The following is a 24,588-nucleotide window of genomic DNA, read 5'->3' on the forward strand; positions in this document are numbered from 1 at the left end:
CGATTCCATCCTTCCCTCAGTGAATGAATCGATAACCATGCGAAAACTCTCTTCCTTTGTGTTCCTCACCGCTATTGCAACGCCTTATGCACAGGCAGATGCCTGGTACGGCTCGGCAAAGTTCAACAGTGCACGCCAGAATCTATCCAGCGCACTGTTGACCAGCCCGCGCGTCACCGAACGAGTGGAGGCGCCTGATAGCACTAAAACATTCACCGGATCCTACTCGGTAGGTTATGCCTTCACCGATGGCTGGCGCGCAGAAGGGGAATACACCCGCTCCGGCAACTCGACCTTCGACTCCTTCTGGTCGCCTTTCAATGCCAACGTCAACCGTCTTGAAGTGGACAGCCAGCGCTTGATGGTCAATGGCTATAAAAACATACCGCTCACTCATTGGCTGTCGTTCTACGGCATGGCGGGGGTGGGCGTCGCGCAAATTGATGCCGAGGGTTATCAGAGCAATGACACCCGCCGCTTTGCCAGCCACCGCCAATATAATTTTACCTACAGCGTAGGCTTGGGCCTGGATGCCAAGGTCAACGACCGCATCACCTTTGGCACAGGTTGGCGTTACGTGGACATGGGCCGTATCGAGACCGGCTACAACACCTTCTCCAACCGGATAAACGCTCGTGATGAACAGCTCAAGGGCAAGCTCAGGGAGCAGAACGTATTCTTTGAAACCCGCGTTTCCTTCTGACCGGCAACAGGGCATGCCACCGTTCAAGCGGCATGTCCGTGTCCGTGGCATGACGATTCATTCACAGGCGACAGGCTATATTCAGTCTAACCGTGCCACCATGCCGGGACTGAACCCTCGCTTACTCATCGCCAATCTGAAACGGATGCCTTCGTCGTCATGAGCCAACAGCCCTTTCTGCCGTTCTCCAAACCCACCATCGATGAAGCCACCATCTCGGCGGTCGGCGATGTACTGCGCTCGGGCTGGATCACCAGCGGACCGAAAGTGCAGGCGTTCGAGGCGCAGCTGTCGGAATACTTTGGCGGCCGGCCAGTGCGCACCTTCAACTCAGGCACTTGCACCATGGAGATCGCCTTGCGCATCGCCGGTATCGGGCCCGGCGATGAAGTCATCACCACACCGATCTCCTGGGTCGCAACAGCCAACGTGATCCTGGAAGTAGGCGCCACGCCGGTATTCGCCGACATCGACCCGGTCACGCGCAATATCGACCTGGCCCAGGTGGAAGCCGCAATCACCCCGCGCACCAAGGCGATCATCCCGGTGTACCTGGCCGGCCTGCCCCTGGACATGCCGATGCTGTACGCACTGGCCAACAAGTACAACCTGCGCATCGTCGAAGACGCCGCCCAGGCCCTGGGTTCCAGTTGGGATGGCGAACGCATCGGTTCCACCGGGGATTTTGTATCGTTCAGCTTCCAGGCCAACAAGAACATCACCTCTTCCGAGGGCGGTTGCCTGGTGTTGAACAATGCCGAAGAAGCCCGCCTGGCGGAAAAATACCGCCTGCAGGGCGTCACCCGCACCGGCTTCGACGGCCTGGACGTGGATGTACTGGGCGGCAAGTTCAACATGACCGACATCGCTGCAGCTATCGGCCTGGGGCAGTTTGCCCACATCGAGAAGATCACCGCCCATCGCCAGCATCTGGCCCGGCACTACTTCAAATGTTTCGGTAGTGATTTCGAAGAAAAGTACGGCGCGCAACTGCCGCCGGCTGACTTCGAAAACAGCAACTGGCACCTGTTCCAGTTGGTGCTGCCGGAGCGTCAGGACGGGCTGCCCGCCCGCGCCACCTTCATGGAGAAAATGCAGGCACAGGGTGTTGGCATTGGCTATCACTACCCACCGATTCACCTGCTGAGCCTTTATCGGGCACAGGGGTTCAAGGAAGGTATGTTCCCGGTAGCGGAAAAGGTTGGACGTTTGATCGTGTCGTTGCCGATGTTCACGGCGATGACAGAGGCAGATGTGGAGCGGTCGGTGGCGGCGGTAAAGGCAGTCTTGAAGGCGGACTGAACACTCACGGCTCACGACGATTGAATGTGGGAGGGAGCTTGCTCCCTCCCACATGGGTCTTGCGGTTATTCGCCGATGGCGGCTTTGTAGCCAGCAGCATCCAGCAGTTTTTCCAGATCAGCCGGGTTGCTTGGCTTGAGCTTGAAGATCCACGCGCCGTAAGGGTCGGAGTTCAGCAGCTCAGGGCTGCCACCCAGCTCTTCGTTGACGGCAATCACTTCACCGGCAACCGGGGCGTAGATATCCGAAGCAGCCTTCACCGACTCAACCACACCCGCCTGGCCTCCGGCTTCAAACGTAGCGCCGACTTCGGCCAACTCAACAAACACCACATCACCCAAAGCTTCCTGAGCATGGTCGGAGATCCCGACGGTCACCGTACCGTCAGCTTCCAGACGGGCCCATTCGTGACTTTCGGCAAAACGCAGGTCGGCAGGGATATCGCTCATAGTCTGTGTCCTCAAGAAGAAATGTCAGCAGCCATTGGCCTGCCGGAAATAGTTAGATCAAGGTTTTGCCATGGCGCACGAAGGTCGGTTTGACCACTCGAACCGGGTACCACTTGCCGCGGATTTCCACTTCGGCCCGATCGGCAGTCGCCGTCGGTACACGCGCCAGGGCAATGGATTTGCTCAGCGTAGGTGAGAAACTACCACTGGTGATCTCCCCTTCGCCAACATTGGCGATGCGAACCACCTGGTGAGCGCGTAAAACCCCACGCTCTTCCAGTACCAGCCCGACCAGTTTGAACTGCACACCGGCGGCCAACTCTGCTTCCAGCGCCGCTCGCCCGATGAAATTGCGCTCGGCAGGTTCCCAGGCAATGCTCCAGGCCATGTTGGCCGCCAGGGGCGAAACGTCCTGGTGAATATCCTGGCCGTACAGGTTCATGCCGGCTTCCAGCCGCAGGGTATCCCGCGCGCCGAGGCCAATGGGGGAAATACCCGCACCGACCAGATCGTTGAAAAACCCCGGCGCCTGATCGGCAGGCAGGACAATTTCCAGGCCGTCTTCGCCGGTGTAACCCGTGCGGGCGATAAACCAATCACCGTCGGCATGCCCTTCAAAGGGCTTGAGCTGGTGGATCAGGGTGCCGCGAGACTGGGTGACCAGCTCGGCAATCTTCTGCCGGGCATGGGGACCTTGAATGGCGAGCATGGCCAACTCGGGCCGCTCATGCAGGTGCACCTGATAGCTGCCAAGTTGCGCCTGGATCCAGGCCATGTCCTGGTCTCGGGTGGCGGCGTTGACCACCAGCCGGTATCCGGTCTCGGTGCGATAGACAATCATATCGTCCACCACGCCACCCTGCTCATTGAGCATGGCGCTGTACAACGCACGGCCACAGCCGTGCAAACGCTCGACATCATTGGCCAGCAGGTGCTGGAGCCAATCCTTGGCCTGGGGGCCGGTAATATCGATCACGGTCATATGAGATACATCGAACACCCCGCAGTCGCGCCGCACCTGATGGTGCTCCTCAACTTGCGAGCCGTAGTGCAAAGGCATATCCCAACCGCCAAAATCGACCATTTTCGCGCCGAGGGCGAGATGCAGGTCATACAGAGGCGTACGCTGTCCCATGGGTTTCTCCTTCCGGGCTTGGCGAAGGTGCGCAGCGCCGTTGCCCGTGCCGGACACCTTGAATGACAAGGCCTGCAGCCACGTACAGCGACTCGATCCGAAGGACGGACCGCACCGAATGCCGCGCATTGTAGCCGCAAGCCGTAGGACTGGCACCTAACCGATTGGTCGGGCGGAGCGTCGGATCAGCCCGATGACCGGCAGCAGCCCCACCAGCACCAGCGTCAAGGCCGGCAGAGAAGCCCGCGCCCACTCGCCTTCGCTGGTCATTTCAAAGATCCGCACCGCCAGGGTGTCCCAGCCGAACGGGCGCATCAGTAGGGTTGCGGGCATTTCCTTGAGCACGTCGACGAACACCAGCAGTGCTGCACTCAGGGTGCCGGGCAGCAACAGCGGCAGATACACTTTGCAAAACAGTCGCGGCCCACCCACGCCCAAACTGCGTGCAGCTTCCGGCAACGAGGGCCGGATGCGCGCCAGGCTGTTTTCCAGCGGCCCGTAGGCCACGGCCAGAAAGCGCACCAGATACGCCAGCACCAGCGCCGACAGACTGCCCAGCAACAATGGCTTGCCCGCCCCGCCGAGCCAGCCGGACAGCGGCACCACCAGTTCACGGTCCAGGTAACTGAACGCCAGCATGATCGACACCGCCAGCACCGAGCCCGGCAAGGCATAGCCGACATTGGCCAGGCTGATACCGGAGCGAATCGCCCGGGTCGGCGCCAGGCGGTTGGCGAAGGCCAGTACCAGCGCCACGCTGACCGTGATCAGCGCGGCAATGCCGCCCAGGTAAAGGGTGTGGACGATCAGCCCCGAATAGCGCTCATCCAGGTCGAACCGGCCGCGCTGCCAGAACCAGGCGACCAATTGCAGCATCGGGATGACAAAAGCACAGGCAAACACCAATCCACACCAGGCACTGGCCGCCGCCGCCTTGAACCCGCGCAAGTGGTACAGCGCCTTGCCCCGCGGCCGTTCATTGCTGGATCGACTGGCGCCCCGGGCACGCCGTTCGCCATACAGCACCAGCATCACCACCAACAGCAACAGGCTGGCCAGTTGGGCCGCGCTGGACAGGCTGAAAAAGCCGTACCAGGTCTTGTAGATCGCGGTCGTGAACGTATCGAAGTTGAACACCGACACTGCACCGAAATCCGCCAGGGTCTCCATCAGTGCCAACGCCACCCCGGCCCCTATTGCCGGTCGTGCCATGGGCAGGGCCACATGCCAGAATGCCCGCAAGGGCGACTGTCCCAGCACCCGCGCCGCCTCCATCAGGCCCTTGCCCTGGGCCAGGAATGCGCTGCGCGCCAGCAGGTACACATAGGGATAGAACACCAGCACCAGCACGATGATCACCCCACTGGTGGAGCGCACCCGTGGCAGGCGCAAGCCACTGCCGAACCATTCGCGCAGCAGAGTCTGCACGGGACCGGAGAAATCCAGCAGGCCGACAAACACGAAGGCCAGCACATAGGCGGGAATGGCAAAGGGCAGCATCAACGCCCAGTCGAGCCAGCGCCGACCAGGGAATTCGCAGAGGCTGGTGAGCCAGGCCAGGCTTACGCCCAACAGCGTTACCCCAACGCCGACACCCAGCACCAGGGCCAGGGTGTTACCCAACAGGCGGGGCATCTGGGTTTCCCAGAGGTGGGACCAGATTTGCGCGTCGATGCTTTGCCAGGACAGCAACAGCACGCTCAGCGGCAGCAGCACCAGGGCAGCGACGGTGAAGACCGGCAGGTACCAGCGGCGTTGAGCGGGGTGGGCCAAGGGTGGGTTCTCAATAATGAATATCTTCAAATCACCACAATCCAATGTGGGAGGGGGCTTGCCCCCGATGGCGGTGGATCAGTCCACGATGAGTAGACTGACACTCCGACATCGGGGGCAAGCCCCCTCCACATTTGGATCTGCGGCGTCCTACAAATTGTACTTAGTTCCAGCCCGCCCGATCCATCAGGCGAATGGCTTCAGCCTGGCGCTTGCCCGCCACTTCCACCGGCAATGTATCCGCCACGAACTTGCCCCAGGTCGCCACTTCAGCCGACGGCGGTACCGCCGGGTTGGCCGGGAATTCCTGGTTCACGTCGGCAAAGATCTTCTGCGCCTCAGGCGTGGTCATCCACTCCACCAATGCCTTGGCGGCTTCCGGGTGTGGCGCGTGTTTGGTCAAGCCGATGCCCGACAGGTTCACATGCACGCCACGGTCGCCCTGGTTCGGCCAGAACAGCTTCACCGCCAGGTCCGGCTTCTGCTTGTGCAGACGGCCGTAGTAGTAGGTATTGACGATACCCACGTCGCATTGCCCGGCGTTGATCGCCTCCAGCACGGCAATGTCATCCGAGAACACGTCGGTGGACAGGTTATTCACCCAGCCCTTGACGATTTCTTCGGTCTTCGCCGCACCGTGGGTTTCGATCAGGGTGGCCGTCAGCGATTGGTTGTAGACCTTTTTCGCCGTGCGCAGGCACAGGCGGCCTTCCCACTGTTTGTCGGCCAGGGCTTCGTAGGTGGTCAGGTCACCCGGTTTGACCCGGTCGGTGGAGTACGCGATGGTCCGCGCGCGCAGGCTCAAACCGGTCCAGGCATGCGCCGAAGAGCGGTATTGCAGGGGAATGTTCTTGTCGATTACCGGCGAGGTGAACGGTTGCAGAATGCCCATTTGCTCGGCCTGCCAGAGGTTGCCGGCATCCACGGTGAGCAGCAGGTCGGCGGTGGCGTTTTCGCCCTCGGCCTTGATGCGCTGCATCAGCGGCGCTTCCTTGTCGGTGATGAACTTCACCTGGACACCGGTCTTTTGGGTGTAGGCGTCGAACACCGGTTTGATCAGTTCGTCGATACGCGAGGAGTAGACCACCACTTCGTCGGCTGCCTGCACGGTGGTGCTGCCGATCAGGGTGAGTGCCAGGGCAGTCAGGAGGCGCTTGGGTGCCAACATGGGTGCGGTCTCTCATTTGCAAAATAAGCGCAAATGATAGGGACTCACATTTGGTAACGCTCGGCGGAGCCGTTACCAAATGTTGCACAAACCTGTCAGGGCTTGGCCAGGTCCGGCAGATCCCCGCTCAACCCGAGGGCCTGGCGCACAAACACGGCCTTGGCTTCGGGCATCTGGTCGACCATCTTCAACCCGGCATTACGCAACCAGCGCAGCGGCAGTTGATCGGCCTGGAACAAGCGCTCAAAGCCTTCCATCGCGGCCATCAGGGCCAGGTTATGGGGCATTCGTCGGCGCTCGTAACGGCTGAGCACCTTCACATCGGCCAGACGTTCACCGCGTTCGGTGGCCGACAACAACACTTCGGCCAGCACCGCCGCATCGAGGAAACCCAGGTTGACGCCCTGCCCGGCCAATGGGTGGATGACATGGGCGGCGTCGCCGATCAATGCCAGGCCCTCGGCCACATAGCGTTTGGCGTGGCGCTGGCGCAAGGGCACGCACACACGCGGATCGGCGCTGACCACGCTACCGAGGCGCCCTTCAAAGGCGCGCTCCAGTTCACGGCAGAAGCTTTCATCATCCAGCGCCATCAGGCGTTCGGATTCGGCCGGCGTAGTCGACCAGACGATCGAGCACCAATCTTGCTGCCCGTCCCGTTCCAGCGGCAAAAACGCCAGCGGGCCGGTGTCGGTAAAGCGTTGCCAGGCCGTGCGCTGGTGCGGCTGGCTGCTGCGCACGCTGGTAACGATGGCGTTATGCAGGTAGTCCCATTCACGGGTCGCGGTGCCGGTCAGGCGGCGCACGGCGGAGTTGGCGCCATCGGCGGCCACCACCAGCGGCGCGCGCAATTTTCGGCCATCGGCCAGGGTCAGCAGCCAGTCATCGCCGGAGCGGCGCATCTGCTCCAGGCGCGCATTCGCCAGCAGGCCCAGGTCGCAGTCGTGCAGACGTTCGAGCAAGGCATCCTGGACCACGCGGTTCTCGACGATATGCCCGAGCACTTCGGCATGCACACTGGCCGCCGAAAAGTGAATCTGCCCGGTGCCGCTGCCATCCCACACCTGCATCTCGCCGTACGGGCTGGCGCGTCGTTCAACGATGCCATCCCACACACCGAGGCGCTCGAGGATACGCTGGCTGGCCGCCGACAAGGCACTCACACGGGGCTCGAAGGCCGCCTCGTGGTCGAACGGCTTGACGCTCAGCGGGCTGCCGTCGAGCAGCAGCACTTGCAGGCCGCTGCCTTGCAACGCCAGCGCCAGGGCGCTTCCGACCATTCCGGCCCCGACAATCAGCACATCTGCGCGCATATCCATGCTTTAAGCCTGTCTTGCTGGCGGCTTGCACCGCACGTAAAAGGATTGATGAGTCTCACGCATCGGGACGCGTCCCCAGGCCCATGGCCTGACGGGCGAACCAACGCTTGGCCGGCGGCAACAGGTCCAGGCCCAGCAGGCCCATATTGCGGCCCAGGGCGACCAGCGGTTGCGCGCTGCCAAACAGCCGCGTGACCTGGTCGGAGAAACCCACGGTCAACTTCTGATCCATGCGCTGACGCTCGCGATAAGCCTGCAACGTCGCCAGATCGCCCGGCACCGCCGGCCCGGCCAGCAAGGCCTCGGCCAAGGCGTGCGCATCACGCAGGGACAGGTTGAACCCCTGCCCGGCAATCGGGTGCAGGCTGTGGGCGGCATTGCCGAGGATCGCCAGGTGCGAGCGCACTTGCTCTTCGGCTTCCACTAGGGTCAACGGATACAGATGACGGGCGCCGACTTGCTTGAGGGTGCCTAGGCGGTAGCCGAACACGCCCTGCAACTCGCTCAGGAAGCTGCGTTCATCGAGATTGGCCAGGCGCTGTGCGTCCATGCCGATACGGGTCCATACCAGTGCGCAACGGTTGTCCGGCAGCGGCAGCAGGGCCATCGGGCCTTCATCGGTGAAACGCTCGAACGCTTCGCCGTTGTGGGCTTCGCTCGGGGTGATGTTGGCGATCAGCGCGCTCTGGTTGTACGGGCGGGTTTTCACGCCAATGCCCAGTTGCTCGCGCAGGCCGGAGCGGCCGCCGTCGGCGAGCACCGCGAGGTCGCATTCCAGCACGGTTTCATCGTTGAGGGTCAGGCGGTAGCCATCGGGCAGCGGCTCCATGCGTGTGACTTCCGCCGGGCAGCGCCAACTCACCACGTCCTTATCCAGGCCTTGCCACAGGCATTGGCCGAGCCAGGCGTTTTCCACCACATAACCAAGGGCCGGCACGCCCTCCTCCATGGCGGACAGTCGCGCGGTGGAGAAGCGTCCACGGTCCGACACATGGATCTGCTTGATCGGCTCGGCGCGGCGCGAGATCTGCTGCCACAGGCCCAGTCGCTGATAAATCTGCCGGGCGCCGTAGGACAGCGCCGAAGACCGCGCATCGTAGCTCGGCTGGTAGCTGTCGCCGGGCGCGAAGGGTTCGATCAGCATGATCTTCCAGCCACGCGCCTTGGCCCCGGCCTGCAACGCCAGCGCCAGGCTCGCGCCTACCAGGCCGCCACCGATAATCGCCAGGTTGACCCGGCTCATCGGGCGGCCGCCATCAGGGCTTCGATTTCGGCGACGCCCTTGGGGGCGCCGCCGGTCAGGATTTCACAGCCTTGCTTGGTCACCACCACGTCGTCCTCGATACGTACGCCAATGCCACGCCATTTTTTTGCGACGGTCTGGTTATCCGGCGAGATATAAATGCCCGGTTCCACCGTCAGCGCCATGCCAACTTCCAGCACACGCCACTCGCCACCCACCTTGTACTCGCCGACGTCATGCACATCCATTCCCAGCCAATGGCCGGCGCGGTGCATATAGAAGGGTTTGTAGGCTTCACTGGCGATCAGTTCGTCGACGTCGCCCTTCAGCAACCCCAGCTTCACCAGCCCGGCAGTGATGACCTGCACCGTCGCCTCGTGGGCCTGGTTCCAATGCTTGTTCGGCGCGATCTCGGCAAAGGCGGCTTCCTGGGAAGCCAGCACGATTTCATAGATCGCCTTCTGTTCCGGCGAAAATTTGCCATTGACCGGCCAGGTGCGCGTGATGTCGCTGGCGTAACAGTCGATTTCGCAACCGGCATCGATCAGCACCAGGTCACCGTCCTTGAGCACGGCGTCATTCTGCTGGTAATGCAGGATGCAGCTGTTGCGCCCGGTGGCGACGATGGAGCCATAGGCCGGCATCTTCGCGCCGCCCTTGCGGAATTCGTAATCCAGCTCGGCTTCCAGGCTGAACTCGTGCAAGCCGGCGCGACTGGCCTGCATGGCCTTCACATGGGCCGCGCAGGAAATTCGCGCGGCCTCGCGCATCACCTTCACTTCTGCCGCCGATTTATACAGGCGCATGTCGTGGAGCAGATGATCCAGGGCAACAAACTCGTTCGGTGGCTGGGCGCCAAGGTGCGCTTTGGAGCGGATGACGTTGATCCACTCCATCAGGTGCCGATCGAATTCGGCGTTGCTGCCCATGGCCGAATACACCCGGTCGCGGCCTTCGATCAGTCCGGGCAGGATGTCGTCGATATCGGTGATGGGGAAGGCGTCGTCGGCGCCAAAGTCACGGATGGCGCCTTCGGTACCGGCACGCAGGCCGTCCCACAATTCGCGCTCGGCATTGCGTTCGCGGCAGAACAGCACGTACTCGCCATGCTGGCGACCGGGCATCAGCACGATCACCGCTTCCGGCTCGGGGAAACCGCTCAGGTACTGGAAGTCGCTGTCCTGACGATAGACGTGCTCCACATCGCGATTGCGGATCGCCACGGCGGCAGCCGGCAGGATCGCGATGCTGTTGGGTTCCATCTGCGCCATGAGCGCCTTGCGACGCCGGGTGTATTCCGCTTTGGGGATATGGATCATGGGCAGATGGGCTTCCTTTCTCTTTTAGTGCAGCGAAGGCTTGGGTGCAGCAGGCTCAGCGGACTTCCTGGTCTCGGTGAACAGCAGCAATGGCGCGACGCGCAGGTATTCCATGACTTCCATGTAGTCGCCTTCACCGTCTTCGGACTCTTCCAGGGCATCCTGCACCTGGGAGATGGCCGCCAGGTCCTGCAGCACTTCCTTGGCGTCGGTGCTCAGTTCCAGGCCGCCGGCGTTCACGCCGAAACCGTGGAGGAAACCCTGGCACCATTGGCCCAGTGCGGCGGCGCGTTCGGGGAGCGGTGCATCGTCGGTCGGCAGCAGCAGGACCACGGTGACGTCATCACCGGTCAGTTCGCCCTTGACCATCTCTTGCAGGCCGATCAGCGCGTTACGCACGTTGTCGGTCGGTTCGGTTTCCAGCAGCTCGGCCACATCGGCCAGCCAGTTGTCGGCATCAAAGCCAACACCGGTGCAACTGCGGCCGAGCAGCACGCCATGCAGCTCGGCGGGCGAGCAAGGATGGCCGCTGGTGCTCAGCAGTTTGGAAAAAGCATCGTACGGGGAGTTCTGAATGGGCATGGTGAGCTAGGCGCCAGACGGCGCAATGTCTAGAATGGAGCGCTGTATCCTAGCACCGGCAGACGTACCAAGACTATCGAGGGCGTCAGATCGTTTATCCTGCAGTTGCCATTCATCAGACAAATCCAGTGGAACCCAATGGAAGACACCGACCTGCAAGCGCTGATGGCCAGACTCGAATTGCTAATTACTCGGGTCGAGCAACTTAAGAGTCAAAACGGACTCCTATTAGCTCAGGAAAAGACCTGGCGCGAGGAACGCGCTCACCTCATTGAAAAAAACGAAATCGCCCGGCGTAAGGTCGAATCGATGATTTCGCGCCTGAAGGCCCTGGAGCAAGACTCATGAGTTCAAGCAATAGCGTCACCGTGCAGATCCTCGACAAAGAATACTCGATCATCTGCCCCCAGGAAGAGCGCAACAACCTGGTGAGCGCCGCCCGCTACCTGGACGGCAAGATGCGTGAAATCCGCAGCAGCGGCAAAGTCATCGGTGCCGACCGCATCGCCGTAATGGCCGCCCTGAACATTACCCACGACCTGCTGCATAAGCAGGAGCGCCCTGACGTACAGGCCAGCGGCTCGACGCGCGAGCAGGTGCGCGACCTGCTCGAACGCGTCGACCTGGTGCTTTCCAGCGACACAGAGCAACCCAAGGGCTGATTGCCGCGACTGTTTAAGGTATACTCGCCCCACTCCCTGGCGTGCTTGCCAGTCGGCGATGTCCCGGAGCCGATTCGCACTACCCTGGAAGTTGCACGTTGGGCTGGTGTGCATGTCCGCTAGACGGAAAGCCTTAAAGCCTACTGCTTCTTCCACCTTGAACTTTCGGGTTCAAGGGCTGAGTCGACAGCGGCTCTGTCGGGGAGCCTGAATTCCAGAACTCAATGCCAGTCCCCGGACTGGCATTGTTTTATGAGCCGAAAAACCATGAACGAACCTGCGCCGCTTTCCCGTCCGCACCTTCGACGCATGTTGCGCAAAGCCCGCCGCGCCCTCACGCCGAGCGAGCAGCGCCAGGCCGCCCATGGCCTGTATCGGCAACTGGCACAGCACCCGCGGTTTCGCCGGGCCAAACATATTTCCCTGTATCTACCGACGGACGGTGAAATCGATCCGCGCCTGCTGCTGCGTGCGGCACAGCGCCGGGGCAAGGCCACTTACCTGCCGGTGCTCAGCGCCTGGCCACGGACCAAGATGGTGTTCCAGCGCGTGAAGCCTGGAGAAACGTTGCTGCCCAATCGCTTTCGCATTCTGGAGCCACGGGTCAACGCCAGGCGCCAGCGCAAGGTATGGGCGCTGGATCTGGTGTTGCTGCCGTTGGTGGGGTTCGATGATGCCGGTGGCCGCCTGGGCATGGGCGGCGGTTTCTACGACCGCAGCCTCGCCTATCTGGCACGCCGCAAAAGCTGGCGCAAGCCGGCGCTGCTGGGCCTGGCCCATGAATGTCAGAAGGTCGATCGATTGGCACAGGCCAGCTGGGATGTGCCGTTGGCTGGCACCGTTACCGACAGGCAGTGGTATGTCGCAGAAACGCCGCAGGAAGCTACGGCGTCTTGAAGAAGGGTCAGCGCTTGAAGGGTTGCGGCTGCTGCTGAGTCAGTTCAACTGGCGCATCGGTCTTGTTCGACCACAAGCTTTGCGCATACCCGGTGGTCACGACGCCCAGACCAAACAAAATCACCAATATCCATAGTAAATCCGGTTTACGTTGCATCGATTGCCCCCCTTCAGGCATCTCGTACACGATGACAACAACGTTCCAAAGTAGTCCGTTGCAGCTGCGTCAAGCTTAAAATCCCGGCATTCTGCGATAACGTGAACCAACACGCAAACCTTGACGCCAACCGACTGTCGGTTTGTCATCAAATTGCCTGACAACTTGCCCACCGCCTTTTTCAGGAGCGCAAAAATGGCCTACTGGCTGATGAAATCCGAGCCCGACGAACTCTCCATCAACGGCCTGGAAACGCTGGGCGAAGCGCGCTGGGACGGGGTACGCAACTACCAGGCACGCAACTTCCTGCGCGCCATGGCGGTGGGTGACCAATTTTTCTTCTACCACTCCAGTTGCCCCGAGCCCGGCATTGCCGGCATCGGCAAGATCATCGCGGCCGCCTATCCGGACCCTACCGCGCTGGAACCGGACAGCCATTACTTCGACGCCAAGGCCACCCCGGAGAAAAACCCGTGGAGCGCGATCAATGTCGCGCACGTCCAGACCTTTCCCAAGGTGCTGGGGCTGGGCTACCTGAAACAGCAAACCGCCCTCGCCGAATTGCCCCTGGTACAAAAAGGCAGTCGCTTGTCCGTGATGCCGGTCACGGCAGAGCAATGGGCGGCGGTGCTGGCACTGCGCTGACCAGAACCCTGCGGTCACGCTCCCGGCGCATGCATCTGCACCTGAACCGGGTTAGGCTTGCGCTTCATTTGACCGGCATCAACGCCCCTCGGGCTGCCTCGGTCAAACTAGGACGCTAACGCCGCAGGATGCACCCATGTCGATCACGCCCCGCTCCTCCCACTTGTTTGCCGCTTTGTTGATTGCCTTGTTGCTCGCCGCCGGCGGCTTCGGTTACTGGAAGTCCACCCAGGATCGCCTGCCCGAAGGCTTGGGCATGGGCAACGGCCGCCTGGAATCCACCGAAGTGCAGATCGCCGCCAAGATCCCCGGCCGCCTGGCCGAGGTGCGGGTGGATGAAGGTGACAAGGTGCTCAAGGGCCAGTTGCTGGCGCGCATGGACACCCGCACCCTGGAAGCCCAGCGCGCCCAGGCCGAAGCCGAAGTGCTGCGCGCCAGGGAAAACTTCGCCGCCGCCGAGGCCAATGTGCAACTGCGCCAAAGCGAGCAACTGCTGGCCAACCAGGAACTCAAGCGTACCCAGGAACTGTACAAGCGCGGCTTTGCCAGCAGCCAACTGATCGACCAGCAGCAGGCCCGCCAGAACACCGGCAACGCCGCCGTGATCGCCGCGCAAGCCCAGGTCAATTCGATCAAGGCCGCCATCGGTGCCGCCCAGGCCCAGGTCGCCCAGTTGACCAGCGAAATCGATGACAGCAGCCTGCGCGCGCCCATCGACGGCATTATCCAACTGCGCCTGGCCGAGCCCGGCGAGGTCCTCGGTGCCGGCGGGCGCGTGCTGTTGTTGATCGACCCCGAGGATCAGTACATGAACCTCTACCTGCCCGCCTCCGTCACCGGCCGCCTGACGGTGGGCAGTGACGCACGCATCCTGCTCGATGCCCTGCCCCAGCAACCGCTGCCGGCCAAGATCAGCTTTGTCGCCGCCAAATCGCAGTTCACCCCCAAGGAAGTGGAAACCCGCGACGAACGCCAGAAACTGGTGTTTCGCGTCAAGCTGCGCCTGACCCAACCCAGCGCCGTGCCCCAGGCCAAACCGGGGATGCCCGGCGCCGGCTACGTGCGCATGGCTGACATCGACTGGCCGGCCAACCTGCAATGACCGGCCTGGCGCTGCACGCCACCGCCATCAACCACCGTTACGGCAAGCAGCAGGCCTTGATCGACATCGCCTTCAGCCTGCCCACCGGCACGCGCTGCGGACTGATCGGCCCGGATGGTGCAGGCAAGTCGAGCCTGTTGGGGTTGATCGCCGGGGTTAAAAAGTTCCAGGACGGCCAACTGGAGGTGCTCGGCGGCTCCATCCAGGACCGCCGCCACCGTAACAGCCTGTACCCGCGCATCGCCTTCATGCCCCAGGGCCTGGGCGGCAACCTGTACCCCGAACTGTCCATCAGCGAAAACATCCGCTTCTTCGCCACGCTGTTCGGCCTGTCCAACGCCGACTGCGACCAGCGCATGCACAACCTGCTGTTGGCCACCGACCTTGCACGCTTTGCCGAGCGCCCGGCCGGCAAGCTCTCCGGTGGCATGAAGCAGAAGCTCGGCCTGTGCTGCGCGCTGATCCACGACCCGGACCTGTTGATCCTCGACGAACCCACCACCGGCGTCGACCCGCTGTCGCGGCGGCGCTTCTGGGAACTGGTCGAGACCGTCCGCAGCGAGCGTCCGCAACTGACGCTGCTGGTGGCCACCGCCTACATGGAAGAAGCCGAACAATTCGAACATTGCCTGATGCTCGACCGTGGCCAGCTGATCGCCGACGGGCTCAGCAGCGAACTGGCGGCAGCGACCCCCAGCGGCAAACTGGATGAGGCCTTCACCCACTTCCAGGGCGACAGCGCCCACGACAACCAACCACTGGTGATCCCGCCAAGGGAAAACGCCAACACCGATATCGCCATCGAAGCCCACGACCTGACCCTGCGCTTCGGCGACTTCACGGCGGTGAACAAGGTCAGCTTTGCCATCGGCCGTGGCGAGATCTTCGGCTTCCTCGGCTCCAACGGCTGTGGCAAGACCACCACCATGAAAGTCCTCACCGGGCTGATGCCGGCCACCGAAGGCAGCGCCACGTTGCTGGGCAACCCGGTGAACGCCAAGGACCTGGCCACCCGCAAGCGCGTAGGGTTCATGTCGCAAAGCTTCTCGCTGTATGGCGAGCTCAGCGTGCGCCAGAACCTGGTGTTGCACGCGCAACTGTTCGATTTGCCCAAGGCCGACAGCGGCCCGCGCATCGATGAGCTGATCCAGCGTTTCGACCTCGGTGAAGTGGCCGAGCAGCCCTCCGGGGAACTGCCCCTCGGCCTGCGCCAACGCTTGTCATTGGCCGTGGCGGTGCTGCATCGCCCGGAAGTGTTGATCCTCGATGAGCCCACCTCGGGCGTCGACCCGGCGGCCCGGGATGATTTCTGGCGACTGTTGATCGAGTTGTCCCGCGAACAAGGGGTGACGATCTTCCTGTCTACCCACTTCATGAATGAAGCCCAGCGCTGCGACCGCATCTCCTTGATGCATGCCGGCAAGGTACTGGCCTGCGACACACCGGACGCACTGCAACGGCAATTCAACGGCGACACCCTGGAAGCCGCGTTCGTCACCTGCCTTGAGCAAGCCCAGGGTGATGCCGAACCTGCCACGTCGGCCAAAACCGTCAGCGAAACCCATGCGCCGCCCATCAGCAAGCGTGGTTTCAGCCTGTCTCGCCTGCTGGCCGTGGCCAGCCGCGAAGGCAAGGAACTGCTGCGCGACAAAGTACGCATGGCCTTTGCCCTGCTCGGTGCGATGTTCATGATGGTGATCTTCGGCTACGGCATTTCCCTGGATGTGGAAAACCTCGCCTTCGCCGTCTACGACCAGGACCAGACGCCACAAAGCCGCGCCTATCTGGAAGCCTTCCGCAGCTCGCGCTACTTCGCCGAGCAGGCGCCGATCCAAAACGCCCCCGAATTACACCGACGCCTGCAACGCTCGGAAATCAAACTGGCCCTGGAGATCCCGCCCGGCTTTGGTCGCGATCTCTATGCCGGGCGCCAACCCACCGTGGCCGCGTGGCTCGATGGCGGCATGCCGTTTCGTGCGGAAACCAGCCGCAACTATGTGGAGGCGGTTCACCAAGGCAACCTGCAGCAACTGGCCGAACTGAGCAGCCTGCCGCGCAGCACCCAGGCAGCCGCCAAACTGGAAACCCGTTTTCGCTATAACCAGGACGTGGTCAGCGTGAATGCCATCGGCCCCGGCGTGATGGCACTGATCCTGGCGTTTATCCCGGCGATGCTCACCGCCCTGGGCATCGTGCGCGAGAAAGAACTGGGTTCGATCACCAACTTCTACGCCACCCCCCTGACGCGCCTGGAATTCCTGCTCGGTAAACAGGCGCCTTACCTGGCCGTGAGCCTGGTCAACCTGGCGCTGCTGGTGGCGATGAATCGCTGGCTGTTCGGCGTGCCGTTCAAGGGCAGCGGCCTGACGCTGGCGTTTGGCGGGCTGCTGTATGTGCTGGCCACCACCAGCATGGGCCTGCTGATTTCCGCGTTCACCCGCACCCAGATCGCGGCGATCCTCGGCACCATGATCATCACCAGCCTGCCAACCATCCAGTTTTCCGGGCTGATCGTGCCGCGCTCGTCCCTGGAGGGCGCCGCCGCCTTGATGGGCGCACTGTTTCCGGCCGGGCACTTTTTGGATATTGCCGTGGGCACCTTCACCAAGGCCCTGGATCTGCGCCAGTTGTGGCCGCAATGCCTGGCGCTGTTCGGCTTCTTTATCGGGTTCACCGGGTTGAGCCTGGTCATGCTCAAGAAGCAGGAGGCCTGATGCACAAGCTCGCACACATCTTCCGGCTGGGCATCAAGGAACTCACCAGCCTGCGTCACGACAGCGTCTTGCTGCTGTTTCTGTTCTACGCCTTCACCGTCGCCATCTACATGCCCGCCGCCGGCTCGGTGATCGGCGTGCACAACGCCAGCGTGGCGTTTGTCGATGAAGACCACAGCGCGCTCTCCCGGCAGATGGCCGAGGCGCTGCAACCGCCCGAGTTCCAAGCACCGGCACCGTTGGCCTATGACCAGTTGGACAAGGTGATGGACAGCGGCCAGTACACCTTCGTGATCAACGTACCGGCCAACTTCCAGGCCGACCTGTTGGCCGGTCGCCAGCCTGGCGTGCAGGTGAACGTCGACGCCACGGCGATGAGCCAGGCGTTCATGGGCGCGGGCTATATCGGGCGGATCTTCCAACGCGAATTGCTCAGCTACAGCGGGCAAACCGACGCCACCCGCCAGGCGCCCGCGCTGCTCACGACCCGAGCACTGTTCAACACCAACCTGGAGGGCGGCTGGTTCCTGGCCGTGATCCAGATCGTCAACAACATCACCATCCTGGCCATCGTGCTCACCGGCACCGCGCTGTTGCGCGAGCGCGAGCACGGCACCCTCGACCACCTGCTGGTACTGCCGCTGACCGCACTGGAAATCATGCTGGCGAAAATCTGGAGCAATATGCTGGTGGTGGTGCTGTGCACTTGGCTATCGCTGGAGGTGGTGGTCAAAGGGCTGCTCGGGGTGCCGCTGGCCGGGTCGTTGGGGTTGTTCCTGTTTGTAACCGCCCTCTATCTGTTTGCCAGTACGGCACTGGGGATCTTCCTCGCCACCCTCGCCCGCTCCACGCCGCAGTTCGGCTTGCTGGCGATCCCGGTGATTATCCCGATGCTGCTGTTGTCAGGCGGCAGCACGCCGCTGGACAGCATGCCCGAGTGGTTGCAGTGGGTGATGCAGGGCTCGCCGTCGACGCACTTTGTGAGCCTGAGCGCAGCGATTTTGTTTCGCGATGCGGGGGTGAGTGTGGTGTGGCCGGACTTGCTGGCGCTGGCGGGGATCGGGCTGTTGTTTTTTGCGGTGGCGTTGGCGCGGTTCAGGAAGAGCCTGGCTTCCTGAACCGCAAGCCAGGCTGATTACTGAATGATCAGGTTATTGAACAGCAGGTCTTCCACCATGGGCTTGCCCGTCTCATCGCTCATTACTTGCTGGGTTTGCTTGAGAGCTTCCTGGCGCAGCTTTTCCTTGCCGTCGACCGTGCTCATGGTCTCGTTGGTCTGCTGGGTGAACAACGCGACCAACTGGTTACGAATCAATGCGTCGTTGGCCTTGACCGCTTTGGCGGCTTCTTCGCCGGTCACGCGCAGGGCGATGTCGGCCTTGAACACTTTGAGCTTGGCTGTGCCATCCAGGCCGTAGTTACCCACGAACGGTGGGCTCAGGCTGATATAGCTGACCTTCGGCGCCTCGCCTTCTTTGGCTTCTTCGGCCTGGGCTGCCATCGGCAAGGTCAGGGCCAGCATCAATAGGATCCACGCTTTCACAGTTCATTCCTCACATTCGGTTGCCGGGTAGCATAACGCTAGCAAGGCAGAGCACAAGCTTATGGCGACTTATCAGGGCCGAGCATGCTCGTTGACCCGCAGGCCTACCCTCCTACACTTATCGGCCACGACACCAAAAGGAATAGCCCGATGAAAGCTGTGCTGTGCAAAGCCTTCGGCCCCGCCGAAACCCTGGTGCTGGAAGACGTCGCAAGCCCCACGATCAAGAAGAACGAAATCCTGCTGGACGTGCATGCCGCCGGGGTCAACTTCCCCGACACCCTGATCATCGAGGGCAAATACCAGTTCAAGCCGCCCTTCCCGTTCTCGCCGGGTGGCGAGGCATCGGGGGTGGTCAGCGAAGTGGGGGAAAAGGTCAGCCACCTGAAAGTCGGTGACCGGGTCATGGCACTCACTGGCTGGGGCAGCTTCGCCGAACAGGTCGCGGTGCCGGGCTACAACGTGCTGCCAATCCCGCCGACCATGGATTTCAACACCGCCGCCGCCTTCAGCATGACCTACGGCACCTCCATGCACGCGCTGAAACAACGCGCCAACCTGCAACCCGGCGAAACCCTGCTGGTGCTCGGTGCTTCCGGCGGCGTGGGCCTGGCCGCCGTGGAAATCGGCAAGGCCATGGGGGCGCGGGTGATCGCCGCCGCGAGCAGTGCCGACAAACTCGCCGTGGCCAAGGCCGCCGGCGCCGATGAACTGATCAACTACAGCGAAGCCAGCCTCAAGGATGAAATCAAGCGCCTGACCGACGGTAACGGCGCCGATGTGATCTACGACCCGGTGGGCGGCGACCTGTTTGACCAGGCCATCCGCGCGATTGCCTGGAACGGCCGCCTGCTGGTGGTGGGTTTTGCCAGCGGGCGCATCCCGGAGCTGCCGGTGAACCTGGCGCTGCTCAAGGGTGCGGCGGTGGTCGGGGTGTTCTGGGGTTCGTTTGCCCAGCGCCAGCCCCAGGACAATGCGGCGAACTTCCAGCAACTGTTCACTTGGTACGGTGAGGGCAAGCTCAAGCCGTTGGTGTCGCAGGTGTATCCGCTGGAACAGGCTGCCCAGGCGATTAATGACCTGGGCCAACGCAAGGCGGTGGGCAAGGTGGTCGTTCGAACCCGCTGACCGACCTGAAATGCAATCAAATGTGGGAGGGGGCTTGCCCCCTCCCACATTTGTTCTCCATTGGTCTGAGAAACGCTGAGCGACCACCATTTATCTATTAGCGACATGTTCATAAGAGAACATGCAATTGCTCTCATTTCCTGTGTTTGCGCATAAGAGGCAATGCTATTTTCGGTAACGAAACTGTAACATTCGCATCCGCAGTCAAAACAAGAAATTTGGAGCTCTTGAATGTTTGCTTTCTTTCGTCCTGCCGCACACCAGGCGTCTCTGCCTGAAGAAAAAATCGACAGTACCTACCGACGGCTGCGCTGGCAGATCTTCGCCGGTATTTTCTTCGGTTATGCCGGGTATTACCTGCTGCGCAAAAACTTCTCCCTGGCCATGCCCTACCTGATCGACGAGGGTTACACCCGGGGTGAGCTGGGCCTGGCGATGTCGGCCATCGCGATCGCCTATGGTCTGTCCAAGTTCCTCATGGGCCTGGTGTCCGACCGCTCCAACCCGCGTTACTTCCTGCCCTTCGGCCTGCTGGTTTCAGCCGGGGTGATGTTCATTTTCGGTTTCGCGCCTTGGGCGACGTCCAGCGTGACCATGATGTTCATTTTGCTGTTCATCAACGGCTGGGCCCAGGGCATGGGCTGGCCGCCCAGTGGCCGGACCATGGTGCACTGGTGGTCGCAGAAAGAACGCGGCGGCGTGGTGTCGGTGTGGAACGTGGCGCACAACGTCGGCGGCGGCCTGATCGGCCCGCTGTTCCTGCTGGGCATGGCCTGGTTCAACGACTGGCATGCGGCGTTCTACGTACCGGCCACGGTCGCCTTGGCGGTGGCGGCATTTGCCTTCATCACCATGCGCGACACCCCGCAATCGGTGGGCCTGCCGCCGATCGAGCAGTACAAGAATGATTACCCGGAAGGCTACGACGCCAGCCACGAAGACGAATTCAGCGCCAAGGAAATCTTCGTCAAGTACGTGCTGCGCAACAAAATGCTCTGGTACATCGCCTTCGCCAACGTGTTCGTCTACCTGCTGCGCTACGGCGTACTGGACTGGGCACCGACCTACCTCAAGGAAGCCAAGCACTTCACGGTGGATAAATCGTCCTGGGCGTACTTCTTCTACGAGTGGGCAGGTATTCCGGGCACGCTGCTGTGCGGCTGGATGTCGGACAAGATCTTCCGTGGCAACCGTGGCCTGACCGGCATCGTGTTCATGGCGCTGGTGACCGTGGCGACCCTGGTGTACTGGCTCAACCCGCCGGGCAACCCGATGGTCGACATGATCGCGCTGATCTCGATCGGCTTTTTGATCTACGGCCCGGTGATGCTGATCGGCCTGCAGGCGCTGGAACTGGCACCGAAGAAAGCCGCCGGTACGGCTGCGGGCTTCACCGGTCTGTTCGGCTACCTGGGCGGTTCGGTGGCAGCCAGTGCGGCCATGGGCTACACCGTGGACCATTTTGGCTGGGACGGTGGTTTCGTGCTGCTGATCGGCGCGTGCCTGCTGGCCATCGCGTTCCTGATCCCAACGCTGTGGCACACCAACAGCGTCAGCTCGGCGCGTTAATCGCCTGAGCAATCCTTGGCACAACGCTTGAGCCGCGCCTCCAGGTTTTTATCTGGCATGGCGTGGCTACGCAGGGCGTTGACGGTCTGCTCGACATAATCGCGAGTAGTGCCGTAACGCCCGCAAGCGCTTTGCAGCACGTGGTTCAGCACGATATCGGGCAGGTTGCCGGCGTAGCTGGGCAAGTGCCGTTCCAACACAAACCCCAACGCCTGCACCTGGCTGCCATCTTCAAGGCGGCAACTGAGCCAGTGCGGCCGGTAGGACGGGTAAGGCATCTCGCGCTGCCACAAGGCGTAAAGCGAAGCCTCCAGTTGATCTTCCGGCAAGCGGTAGGCAAAGCCGCTGCACGAGCCTCCGCGATCCAGGCCAAAGACCAGGCCCGGCAACTCCGGCGTGCCCCGATGCTCGTGGGACCACAGGTACAAACCCCGGTGATAACCGTGGACCCGTGCCCGCACCCGCTCAGTCGACGAACATTCCGGGCGCCAGATCAGCGAACCATATGCAAATAGCCAGACCGGCCCACCCTTGTGCCGGCCCATGGTGGCCTGCATCGAGCTCATTAACTGTTCGTGAGTGAGTTGCGGCCCCAGATCGAGCCGCGGAGGGTAAGCCAATTGCAAAAGATCGGATTCAATGGCGGTCATGGCGAAAAGCGGTGCGCCTCCTGTGTGTTACCAGTTGTAAGCAACTTTACCGTAATAAAACGCGCCGCTGTAACCGTACGGCGAAAAAGTGCTATAGGCCAGGTTGCCCCCACTGCTGGCGAAGGCGTTGACCTTCTCCGGGTATTTATCGGTGACGTTGTCGCCGCCCAGGGTGAAGGTCCAATTCTTCAGCCTGTAGTCCGCCGACAGGTCCAGCACCCAGGCGGCCTTGAAGGTCTGATCGTTGACCTTGTCCGCCTGGTAACTGGTGAATTCACCATAGCGCACCAGGTTGCTGTGAAGGGCCCAATGGCCGTAAGTGAAGTCGTTACCCAGGCTCAGCTTGTGCTGCGGCGTGGTATCGCCCAGCAAACCGATGCGCTCGCGGCGGTCCACGCGCACCAGGTTCGCGCCCAGGCTGTCGAGAATGGCCGGGTTGGCCTTCACGTCCGTCACCTTGGTGTGGTTGTAGTTGTAGCCCACGGTGCTGTTCCAGCGGATGCCGCTGTCGAACTGGTAACGATAGTTGGCGACCAGGTCGACGCCGTCGGTGCTGGTGTCGGTGGCGTTAGTGAAGTAGCGGGCGGTGGTGTAGTCGATATTGCCAACACCGTTGGCCTGCAAATAGGCGCGCGTCGCCGCGTTTATACCGAGGTTGGACGACAGGCTGATACGGTCACGGATGTCGATGCGGTACACATCCACCGTCACCGTCAGGTCATCGGCCGGCTCCAGCACCAGCCCAAGGCTGTAGTTGCGCGACTTCTCGGCCTTGAGGTCTTCGGCGCCGAGCAAACGCGCCACCTGGCTGTTGGCCGGGAACGTACCGGCTTCCTGGATGGTGCTGCCGATCAGCTGCGATGAGGTGTAGGCGAAGTTCTGCTGGGCCAGGGACGGCGCGCGGAAACCGTTGGAAACACTGCCGCGCACGGCCACCTGCGGGGTGAAGTCATAACGGGCTGAGAGCGAGCCACTGACATTCGAGCCAAAATCGCTGTAGTCCTCGTGGCGCACCGCCGCCGAAGCACTGAGTTTTTCGGTGAAGTTGGTTTCCAGGTCCAGGTACTGGGCCCAGTTGTGGCGCGTGCTGGTGCCCGCGTCGGCATCACGGAAACCACCCAGGCCAGAGCTGCCGGTCTGGTAGTAGGAGGCCGGCTCGCCCGCCTCGATTTCATAACCCTGGTGCAGGTATTCACCGCCAAACGCCACGGACACCGGGTAAGGCAGCCAGCCCACGTCGAACTCGCGGGACAGGTCCAGGCTGACTTGCTTCTGGTCGTTGCTCAGAGTGCCGTTGTCGAATTTGCGCGGCGTGGCCAGGCCCAGGGAGGTATTGATGGTTTCGGTGCTGAGTGCGTACTGGTTCTTGCCATAGTTGGCCGACAGGTCGTAATGCCAGTCGTAGGCCAGCAAACCGCGCAGGCCCACCACCAATGAGGTGTCTTCAAGGTTGCCCTTGATCAGCGGCAGGTAACCGTTGGGGTTGAGCGCCGGGATGTTGTTGGACGCATTGCTCGCCCGGTAGAACGCCGCCGTCTCGCCGCGCCGCTTGCTGTAGCCGCCGAAGGTGTAGAGCTCAGCCGCATCGTTGAAGGCGTATTCGGAGTTGAACTGGAACTTGCCTTCATTGGTGGCCGGCTCACCCTGGCGGAACACCTGCTGGCCGTAAGTGGTAGAGCCAACGCTGCCAGGCCGGAAGTCTTTACCGGCACGGTTGGTGTAATCGTTATCGGCACCCTCGGCCGACAGGTTGATAAAACCGTTGTCGCCCAGTGCCAGGCCGGTATTGCCGCTGACATTGCGCTGGATACCATCGCCCTTCTTGTATTCGCCGAATTTGGTGGAGATCGAACCGCCATGGTCGGCGTGCTTGAGGATCACGTTGATCACCCCGGCAATCGCATCCGAGCCGTAGCGCGCGGAAGCACCGTCACGCAGCACTTCGATATGGTCCACCGCCGACAGCGGGATCGCATTCAGGTCCGCCGGTGCCGACCCACGGCCCACCGCGCCGCCCAGGTTGACGAAGGCACTGGTGTGGCGGCGCTTGCCGTTGACCAGCACCAACACCTGATCGGGCGACAGGCCGCGCAACTGCGCGGGGCGCACCAGCTCGGCGCCATCCACCAGGCTTGGGCGCGGGAAGTTGATCGACGGAATCAGGCGCGCCAGCACCGCCCCCAACTCATCAGAGCCCGTGCTGCGCAGGCTATCGCCGGAAATCACATCGATCGGAGACAGCGAAGCACTGGCGGTACGCTCCTGGGCGCGGGTGCCGGTGACGATCACGGTGTCGAGTTTGGGTGCATCGGTGGCGGGCGCTTCGGCCGCCAGGACAGGATTGAAGCCCACAGCGGCCAGCAAATTAGCCGACAAAATCGCTGTGTACAGCGCGTGTTGCGTGTAGCTCCCCATACCGCTCCCCTTTGAATCAAGAATCAGAACGTCAGTGTTCTGAGTTCGCAAGATCGATCCGGCTGGCGGGCGGTGGCGGTCAGTTAATGGTTATTGGAAGAAAATCGGTAGTC

At 62.0% G+C, this 24,588-nt stretch carries 23 protein-coding genes and 1 other RNA gene; 12 read left to right on the plus strand and 12 right to left on the minus strand.

Annotated features, from left to right (window positions below; translation table 11 throughout):
• Positions 1 to 37 precede the first annotated feature (37 nt).
• Together AC07OT_RS09495 and AC07OT_RS09500 are read left to right on the plus strand one after the other, a co-directional pair.
• A complete protein-coding gene (locus AC07OT_RS09495) occupies positions 38 to 703 on the plus strand; it encodes an outer membrane protein (protein ID WP_168209002.1) in 666 nt (221 codons plus the stop codon).
• A gap of 159 nt (positions 704 to 862) precedes the next feature.
• Positions 863 to 2,005 carry a DegT/DnrJ/EryC1/StrS family aminotransferase gene (locus tag AC07OT_RS09500; RefSeq protein WP_027608384.1) on the plus strand — a complete coding sequence of 381 codons (1,143 nt, stop codon included), beginning with the start codon at positions 863 to 865 and terminating at the stop codon, positions 2,003 to 2,005.
• Positions 2,006 to 2,070: 65 nt separating this feature from the next.
• Here the strand turns inward: AC07OT_RS09500 and gcvH are convergent, their stop codons facing one another.
• The 8 genes from gcvH to AC07OT_RS09540 all read right to left on the minus strand — a co-directional run bounded on the left by gcvH (position 2,071) and on the right by AC07OT_RS09540 (position 10,993).
• Positions 2,071 to 2,454, minus strand: a complete 384-nt coding sequence (gene gcvH, locus AC07OT_RS09505) for a glycine cleavage system protein GcvH (protein WP_408013276.1) — start codon at positions 2,452 to 2,454, stop codon at positions 2,071 to 2,073.
• Positions 2,455 to 2,506: 52 nt separating this feature from the next.
• On the minus strand, positions 2,507 to 3,589 hold the full coding sequence (gene gcvT / locus AC07OT_RS09510; RefSeq protein ID WP_495107952.1) for a glycine cleavage system aminomethyltransferase GcvT: 1,083 nt from the start codon (positions 3,587 to 3,589) through the stop codon (positions 2,507 to 2,509).
• Between the two features lie 156 nt (positions 3,590 to 3,745).
• Positions 3,746 to 5,362: an ABC transporter permease gene (locus AC07OT_RS09515; RefSeq protein WP_495107953.1), complete on the minus strand. Its 1,617-nt coding sequence runs from the start codon at positions 5,360 to 5,362 to the stop codon at positions 3,746 to 3,748.
• 163 nt (positions 5,363 to 5,525) lie between these two features.
• Positions 5,526 to 6,530, minus strand: a complete 1,005-nt coding sequence (locus AC07OT_RS09520; protein ID WP_053127831.1) for an extracellular solute-binding protein — start codon at positions 6,528 to 6,530, stop codon at positions 5,526 to 5,528.
• Positions 6,531 to 6,625: 95 nt separating this feature from the next.
• Positions 6,626 to 7,843, minus strand: coding sequence for a 2-octaprenyl-3-methyl-6-methoxy-1,4-benzoquinol hydroxylase (locus tag AC07OT_RS09525; RefSeq protein WP_495108096.1), 1,218 nt, complete (start codon positions 7,841 to 7,843; stop codon positions 6,626 to 6,628).
• A 61-nt stretch (positions 7,844 to 7,904) separates the two neighbouring features.
• Entirely contained in the window at positions 7,905 to 9,092 is a 1,188-nt protein-coding gene (gene ubiH, locus AC07OT_RS09530) for a 2-octaprenyl-6-methoxyphenyl hydroxylase (protein WP_495107954.1), read from the minus strand.
• A complete protein-coding gene (gene pepP, locus AC07OT_RS09535) occupies positions 9,089 to 10,411 on the minus strand; it encodes a Xaa-Pro aminopeptidase (RefSeq protein ID WP_108573421.1) in 1,323 nt (440 codons plus the stop codon). Before pepP ends, ubiH begins: the two co-directional genes overlap by 4 nt.
• Before the next feature lie 24 nt (positions 10,412 to 10,435).
• The gene (locus AC07OT_RS09540; RefSeq protein WP_065938043.1) at positions 10,436 to 10,993 is read right to left on the minus strand and encodes a YecA/YgfB family protein; all 558 of its coding nucleotides are present in this window, start codon (positions 10,991 to 10,993) and stop codon (positions 10,436 to 10,438) included.
• Between the two features lie 138 nt (positions 10,994 to 11,131).
• Here AC07OT_RS09540 and AC07OT_RS09545 point away from each other — a divergent pair, with 138 nt between their 5' ends.
• The 4 genes from AC07OT_RS09545 to AC07OT_RS09560 all read left to right on the plus strand — a co-directional run bounded on the left by AC07OT_RS09545 (position 11,132) and on the right by AC07OT_RS09560 (position 12,552).
• Positions 11,132 to 11,341 carry a TIGR02449 family protein gene (locus AC07OT_RS09545; protein ID WP_007982902.1) on the plus strand — a complete coding sequence of 70 codons (210 nt, stop codon included), beginning with the start codon at positions 11,132 to 11,134 and terminating at the stop codon, positions 11,339 to 11,341.
• Complete coding sequence (locus tag AC07OT_RS09550; RefSeq protein ID WP_027608375.1) at positions 11,338 to 11,655, plus strand: cell division protein ZapA; 318 nt, start codon at positions 11,338 to 11,340, stop codon at positions 11,653 to 11,655. Before AC07OT_RS09545 ends, AC07OT_RS09550 begins: the two co-directional genes overlap by 4 nt.
• Before the next feature lie 30 nt (positions 11,656 to 11,685).
• Positions 11,686 to 11,864, plus strand: a non-coding RNA gene (ssrS, locus tag AC07OT_RS09555) — 6S RNA.
• 58 nt (positions 11,865 to 11,922) lie between these two features.
• On the plus strand, positions 11,923 to 12,552 hold the full coding sequence (locus AC07OT_RS09560) for a 5-formyltetrahydrofolate cyclo-ligase (protein WP_495107955.1): 630 nt from the start codon (positions 11,923 to 11,925) through the stop codon (positions 12,550 to 12,552).
• 7 nt (positions 12,553 to 12,559) lie between these two features.
• Here the strand turns inward: AC07OT_RS09560 and AC07OT_RS09565 are convergent, their stop codons facing one another.
• Complete coding sequence (locus tag AC07OT_RS09565) at positions 12,560 to 12,709, minus strand: hypothetical protein (protein ID WP_092355790.1); 150 nt, start codon at positions 12,707 to 12,709, stop codon at positions 12,560 to 12,562.
• A 195-nt stretch (positions 12,710 to 12,904) separates the two neighbouring features.
• Between AC07OT_RS09565 and AC07OT_RS09570 the strand changes: the two genes are divergently transcribed.
• From AC07OT_RS09570 to AC07OT_RS09585, 4 genes are all read left to right on the plus strand, one after another.
• Positions 12,905 to 13,354 carry an EVE domain-containing protein gene (locus tag AC07OT_RS09570; protein ID WP_027608373.1) on the plus strand — a complete coding sequence of 150 codons (450 nt, stop codon included), beginning with the start codon at positions 12,905 to 12,907 and terminating at the stop codon, positions 13,352 to 13,354.
• A 136-nt stretch (positions 13,355 to 13,490) separates the two neighbouring features.
• Positions 13,491 to 14,456, plus strand: a complete 966-nt coding sequence (locus AC07OT_RS09575) for an HlyD family secretion protein (protein WP_495107956.1) — start codon at positions 13,491 to 13,493, stop codon at positions 14,454 to 14,456.
• Positions 14,453 to 17,170 (plus strand): ribosome-associated ATPase/putative transporter RbbA, encoded by a 2,718-nt coding sequence (gene rbbA, locus AC07OT_RS09580; RefSeq protein WP_495107957.1) that lies wholly within the window; start codon positions 14,453 to 14,455, stop codon positions 17,168 to 17,170. Before AC07OT_RS09575 ends, rbbA begins: the two co-directional genes overlap by 4 nt.
• Positions 17,170 to 18,288 (plus strand): ABC transporter permease, encoded by a 1,119-nt coding sequence (locus AC07OT_RS09585; RefSeq protein ID WP_065938040.1) that lies wholly within the window; start codon positions 17,170 to 17,172, stop codon positions 18,286 to 18,288. Before rbbA ends, AC07OT_RS09585 begins: the two co-directional genes overlap by 1 nt.
• Before the next feature lie 17 nt (positions 18,289 to 18,305).
• Here the strand turns inward: AC07OT_RS09585 and AC07OT_RS09590 are convergent, their stop codons facing one another.
• Entirely contained in the window at positions 18,306 to 18,713 is a 408-nt protein-coding gene (locus AC07OT_RS09590; RefSeq protein ID WP_115485524.1) for a flagellar basal body-associated protein FliL, read from the minus strand.
• Positions 18,714 to 18,863: 150 nt separating this feature from the next.
• Here AC07OT_RS09590 and AC07OT_RS09595 point away from each other — a divergent pair, with 150 nt between their 5' ends.
• Both AC07OT_RS09595 and glpT read left to right on the plus strand, forming a co-directional pair.
• Complete coding sequence (locus AC07OT_RS09595) at positions 18,864 to 19,841, plus strand: NADPH:quinone oxidoreductase family protein (protein WP_495100857.1); 978 nt, start codon at positions 18,864 to 18,866, stop codon at positions 19,839 to 19,841.
• A 231-nt stretch (positions 19,842 to 20,072) separates the two neighbouring features.
• Positions 20,073 to 21,410 carry a glycerol-3-phosphate transporter gene (gene glpT / locus AC07OT_RS09600; RefSeq protein ID WP_141156271.1) on the plus strand — a complete coding sequence of 446 codons (1,338 nt, stop codon included), beginning with the start codon at positions 20,073 to 20,075 and terminating at the stop codon, positions 21,408 to 21,410.
• Here glpT and AC07OT_RS09605 read toward each other — a convergent pair.
• Positions 21,407 to 22,060, minus strand: a complete 654-nt coding sequence (locus AC07OT_RS09605; RefSeq protein WP_065926652.1) for a gamma-glutamylcyclotransferase — start codon at positions 22,058 to 22,060, stop codon at positions 21,407 to 21,409. The two genes, glpT and AC07OT_RS09605, sit on opposite strands and share 4 nt — an antisense overlap.
• A gap of 27 nt (positions 22,061 to 22,087) precedes the next feature.
• Positions 22,088 to 24,475 (minus strand): TonB-dependent receptor plug domain-containing protein, encoded by a 2,388-nt coding sequence (locus AC07OT_RS09610; RefSeq protein WP_495107958.1) that lies wholly within the window; start codon positions 24,473 to 24,475, stop codon positions 22,088 to 22,090.
• Positions 24,476 to 24,588 lie beyond the last annotated feature (113 nt).

Source organism: Pseudomonas sp. GW821-FHT09C10 (genome assembly GCF_059418085.1).

Coding starts and splice junctions, on each gene's coding strand:
- AC07OT_RS09610 (WP_495107958.1), bottom strand. CDS start 24,475: ATGGGGAGCTACACGCAACACGCGCTGTACACAGCGATTTTGTCGGCT.
- AC07OT_RS09585 (WP_065938040.1), top strand. CDS start 17,170: ATGCACAAGCTCGCACACATCTTCCGGCTGGGCATCAAGGAACTCACC.
- pepP (WP_108573421.1), bottom strand. CDS start 10,411: ATGATCCATATCCCCAAAGCGGAATACACCCGGCGTCGCAAGGCGCTC.
- AC07OT_RS09525 (WP_495108096.1), bottom strand. CDS start 7,843: ATGCGCGCAGATGTGCTGATTGTCGGGGCCGGAATGGTCGGAAGCGCC.
- gcvT (WP_495107952.1), bottom strand. CDS start 3,589: ATGGGACAGCGTACGCCTCTGTATGACCTGCATCTCGCCCTCGGCGCG.
- AC07OT_RS09545 (WP_007982902.1), top strand. CDS start 11,132: ATGGAAGACACCGACCTGCAAGCGCTGATGGCCAGACTCGAATTGCTA.
- AC07OT_RS09540 (WP_065938043.1), bottom strand. CDS start 10,993: ATGCCCATTCAGAACTCCCCGTACGATGCTTTTTCCAAACTGCTGAGC.
- rbbA (WP_495107957.1), top strand. CDS start 14,453: ATGACCGGCCTGGCGCTGCACGCCACCGCCATCAACCACCGTTACGGC.
- AC07OT_RS09605 (WP_065926652.1), bottom strand. CDS start 22,060: ATGACCGCCATTGAATCCGATCTTTTGCAATTGGCTTACCCTCCGCGG.
- AC07OT_RS09560 (WP_495107955.1), top strand. CDS start 11,923: ATGAACGAACCTGCGCCGCTTTCCCGTCCGCACCTTCGACGCATGTTG.
- AC07OT_RS09550 (WP_027608375.1), top strand. CDS start 11,338: ATGAGTTCAAGCAATAGCGTCACCGTGCAGATCCTCGACAAAGAATAC.
- gcvH (WP_408013276.1), bottom strand. CDS start 2,454: ATGAGCGATATCCCTGCCGACCTGCGTTTTGCCGAAAGTCACGAATGG.
- AC07OT_RS09520 (WP_053127831.1), bottom strand. CDS start 6,530: ATGTTGGCACCCAAGCGCCTCCTGACTGCCCTGGCACTCACCCTGATC.
- AC07OT_RS09570 (WP_027608373.1), top strand. CDS start 12,905: ATGGCCTACTGGCTGATGAAATCCGAGCCCGACGAACTCTCCATCAAC.
- AC07OT_RS09500 (WP_027608384.1), top strand. CDS start 863: ATGAGCCAACAGCCCTTTCTGCCGTTCTCCAAACCCACCATCGATGAA.
- AC07OT_RS09565 (WP_092355790.1), bottom strand. CDS start 12,709: ATGCAACGTAAACCGGATTTACTATGGATATTGGTGATTTTGTTTGGT.
- AC07OT_RS09575 (WP_495107956.1), top strand. CDS start 13,491: ATGTCGATCACGCCCCGCTCCTCCCACTTGTTTGCCGCTTTGTTGATT.
- glpT (WP_141156271.1), top strand. CDS start 20,073: ATGTTTGCTTTCTTTCGTCCTGCCGCACACCAGGCGTCTCTGCCTGAA.
- AC07OT_RS09495 (WP_168209002.1), top strand. CDS start 38: ATGCGAAAACTCTCTTCCTTTGTGTTCCTCACCGCTATTGCAACGCCT.
- AC07OT_RS09595 (WP_495100857.1), top strand. CDS start 18,864: ATGAAAGCTGTGCTGTGCAAAGCCTTCGGCCCCGCCGAAACCCTGGTG.
- ubiH (WP_495107954.1), bottom strand. CDS start 9,092: ATGAGCCGGGTCAACCTGGCGATTATCGGTGGCGGCCTGGTAGGCGCG.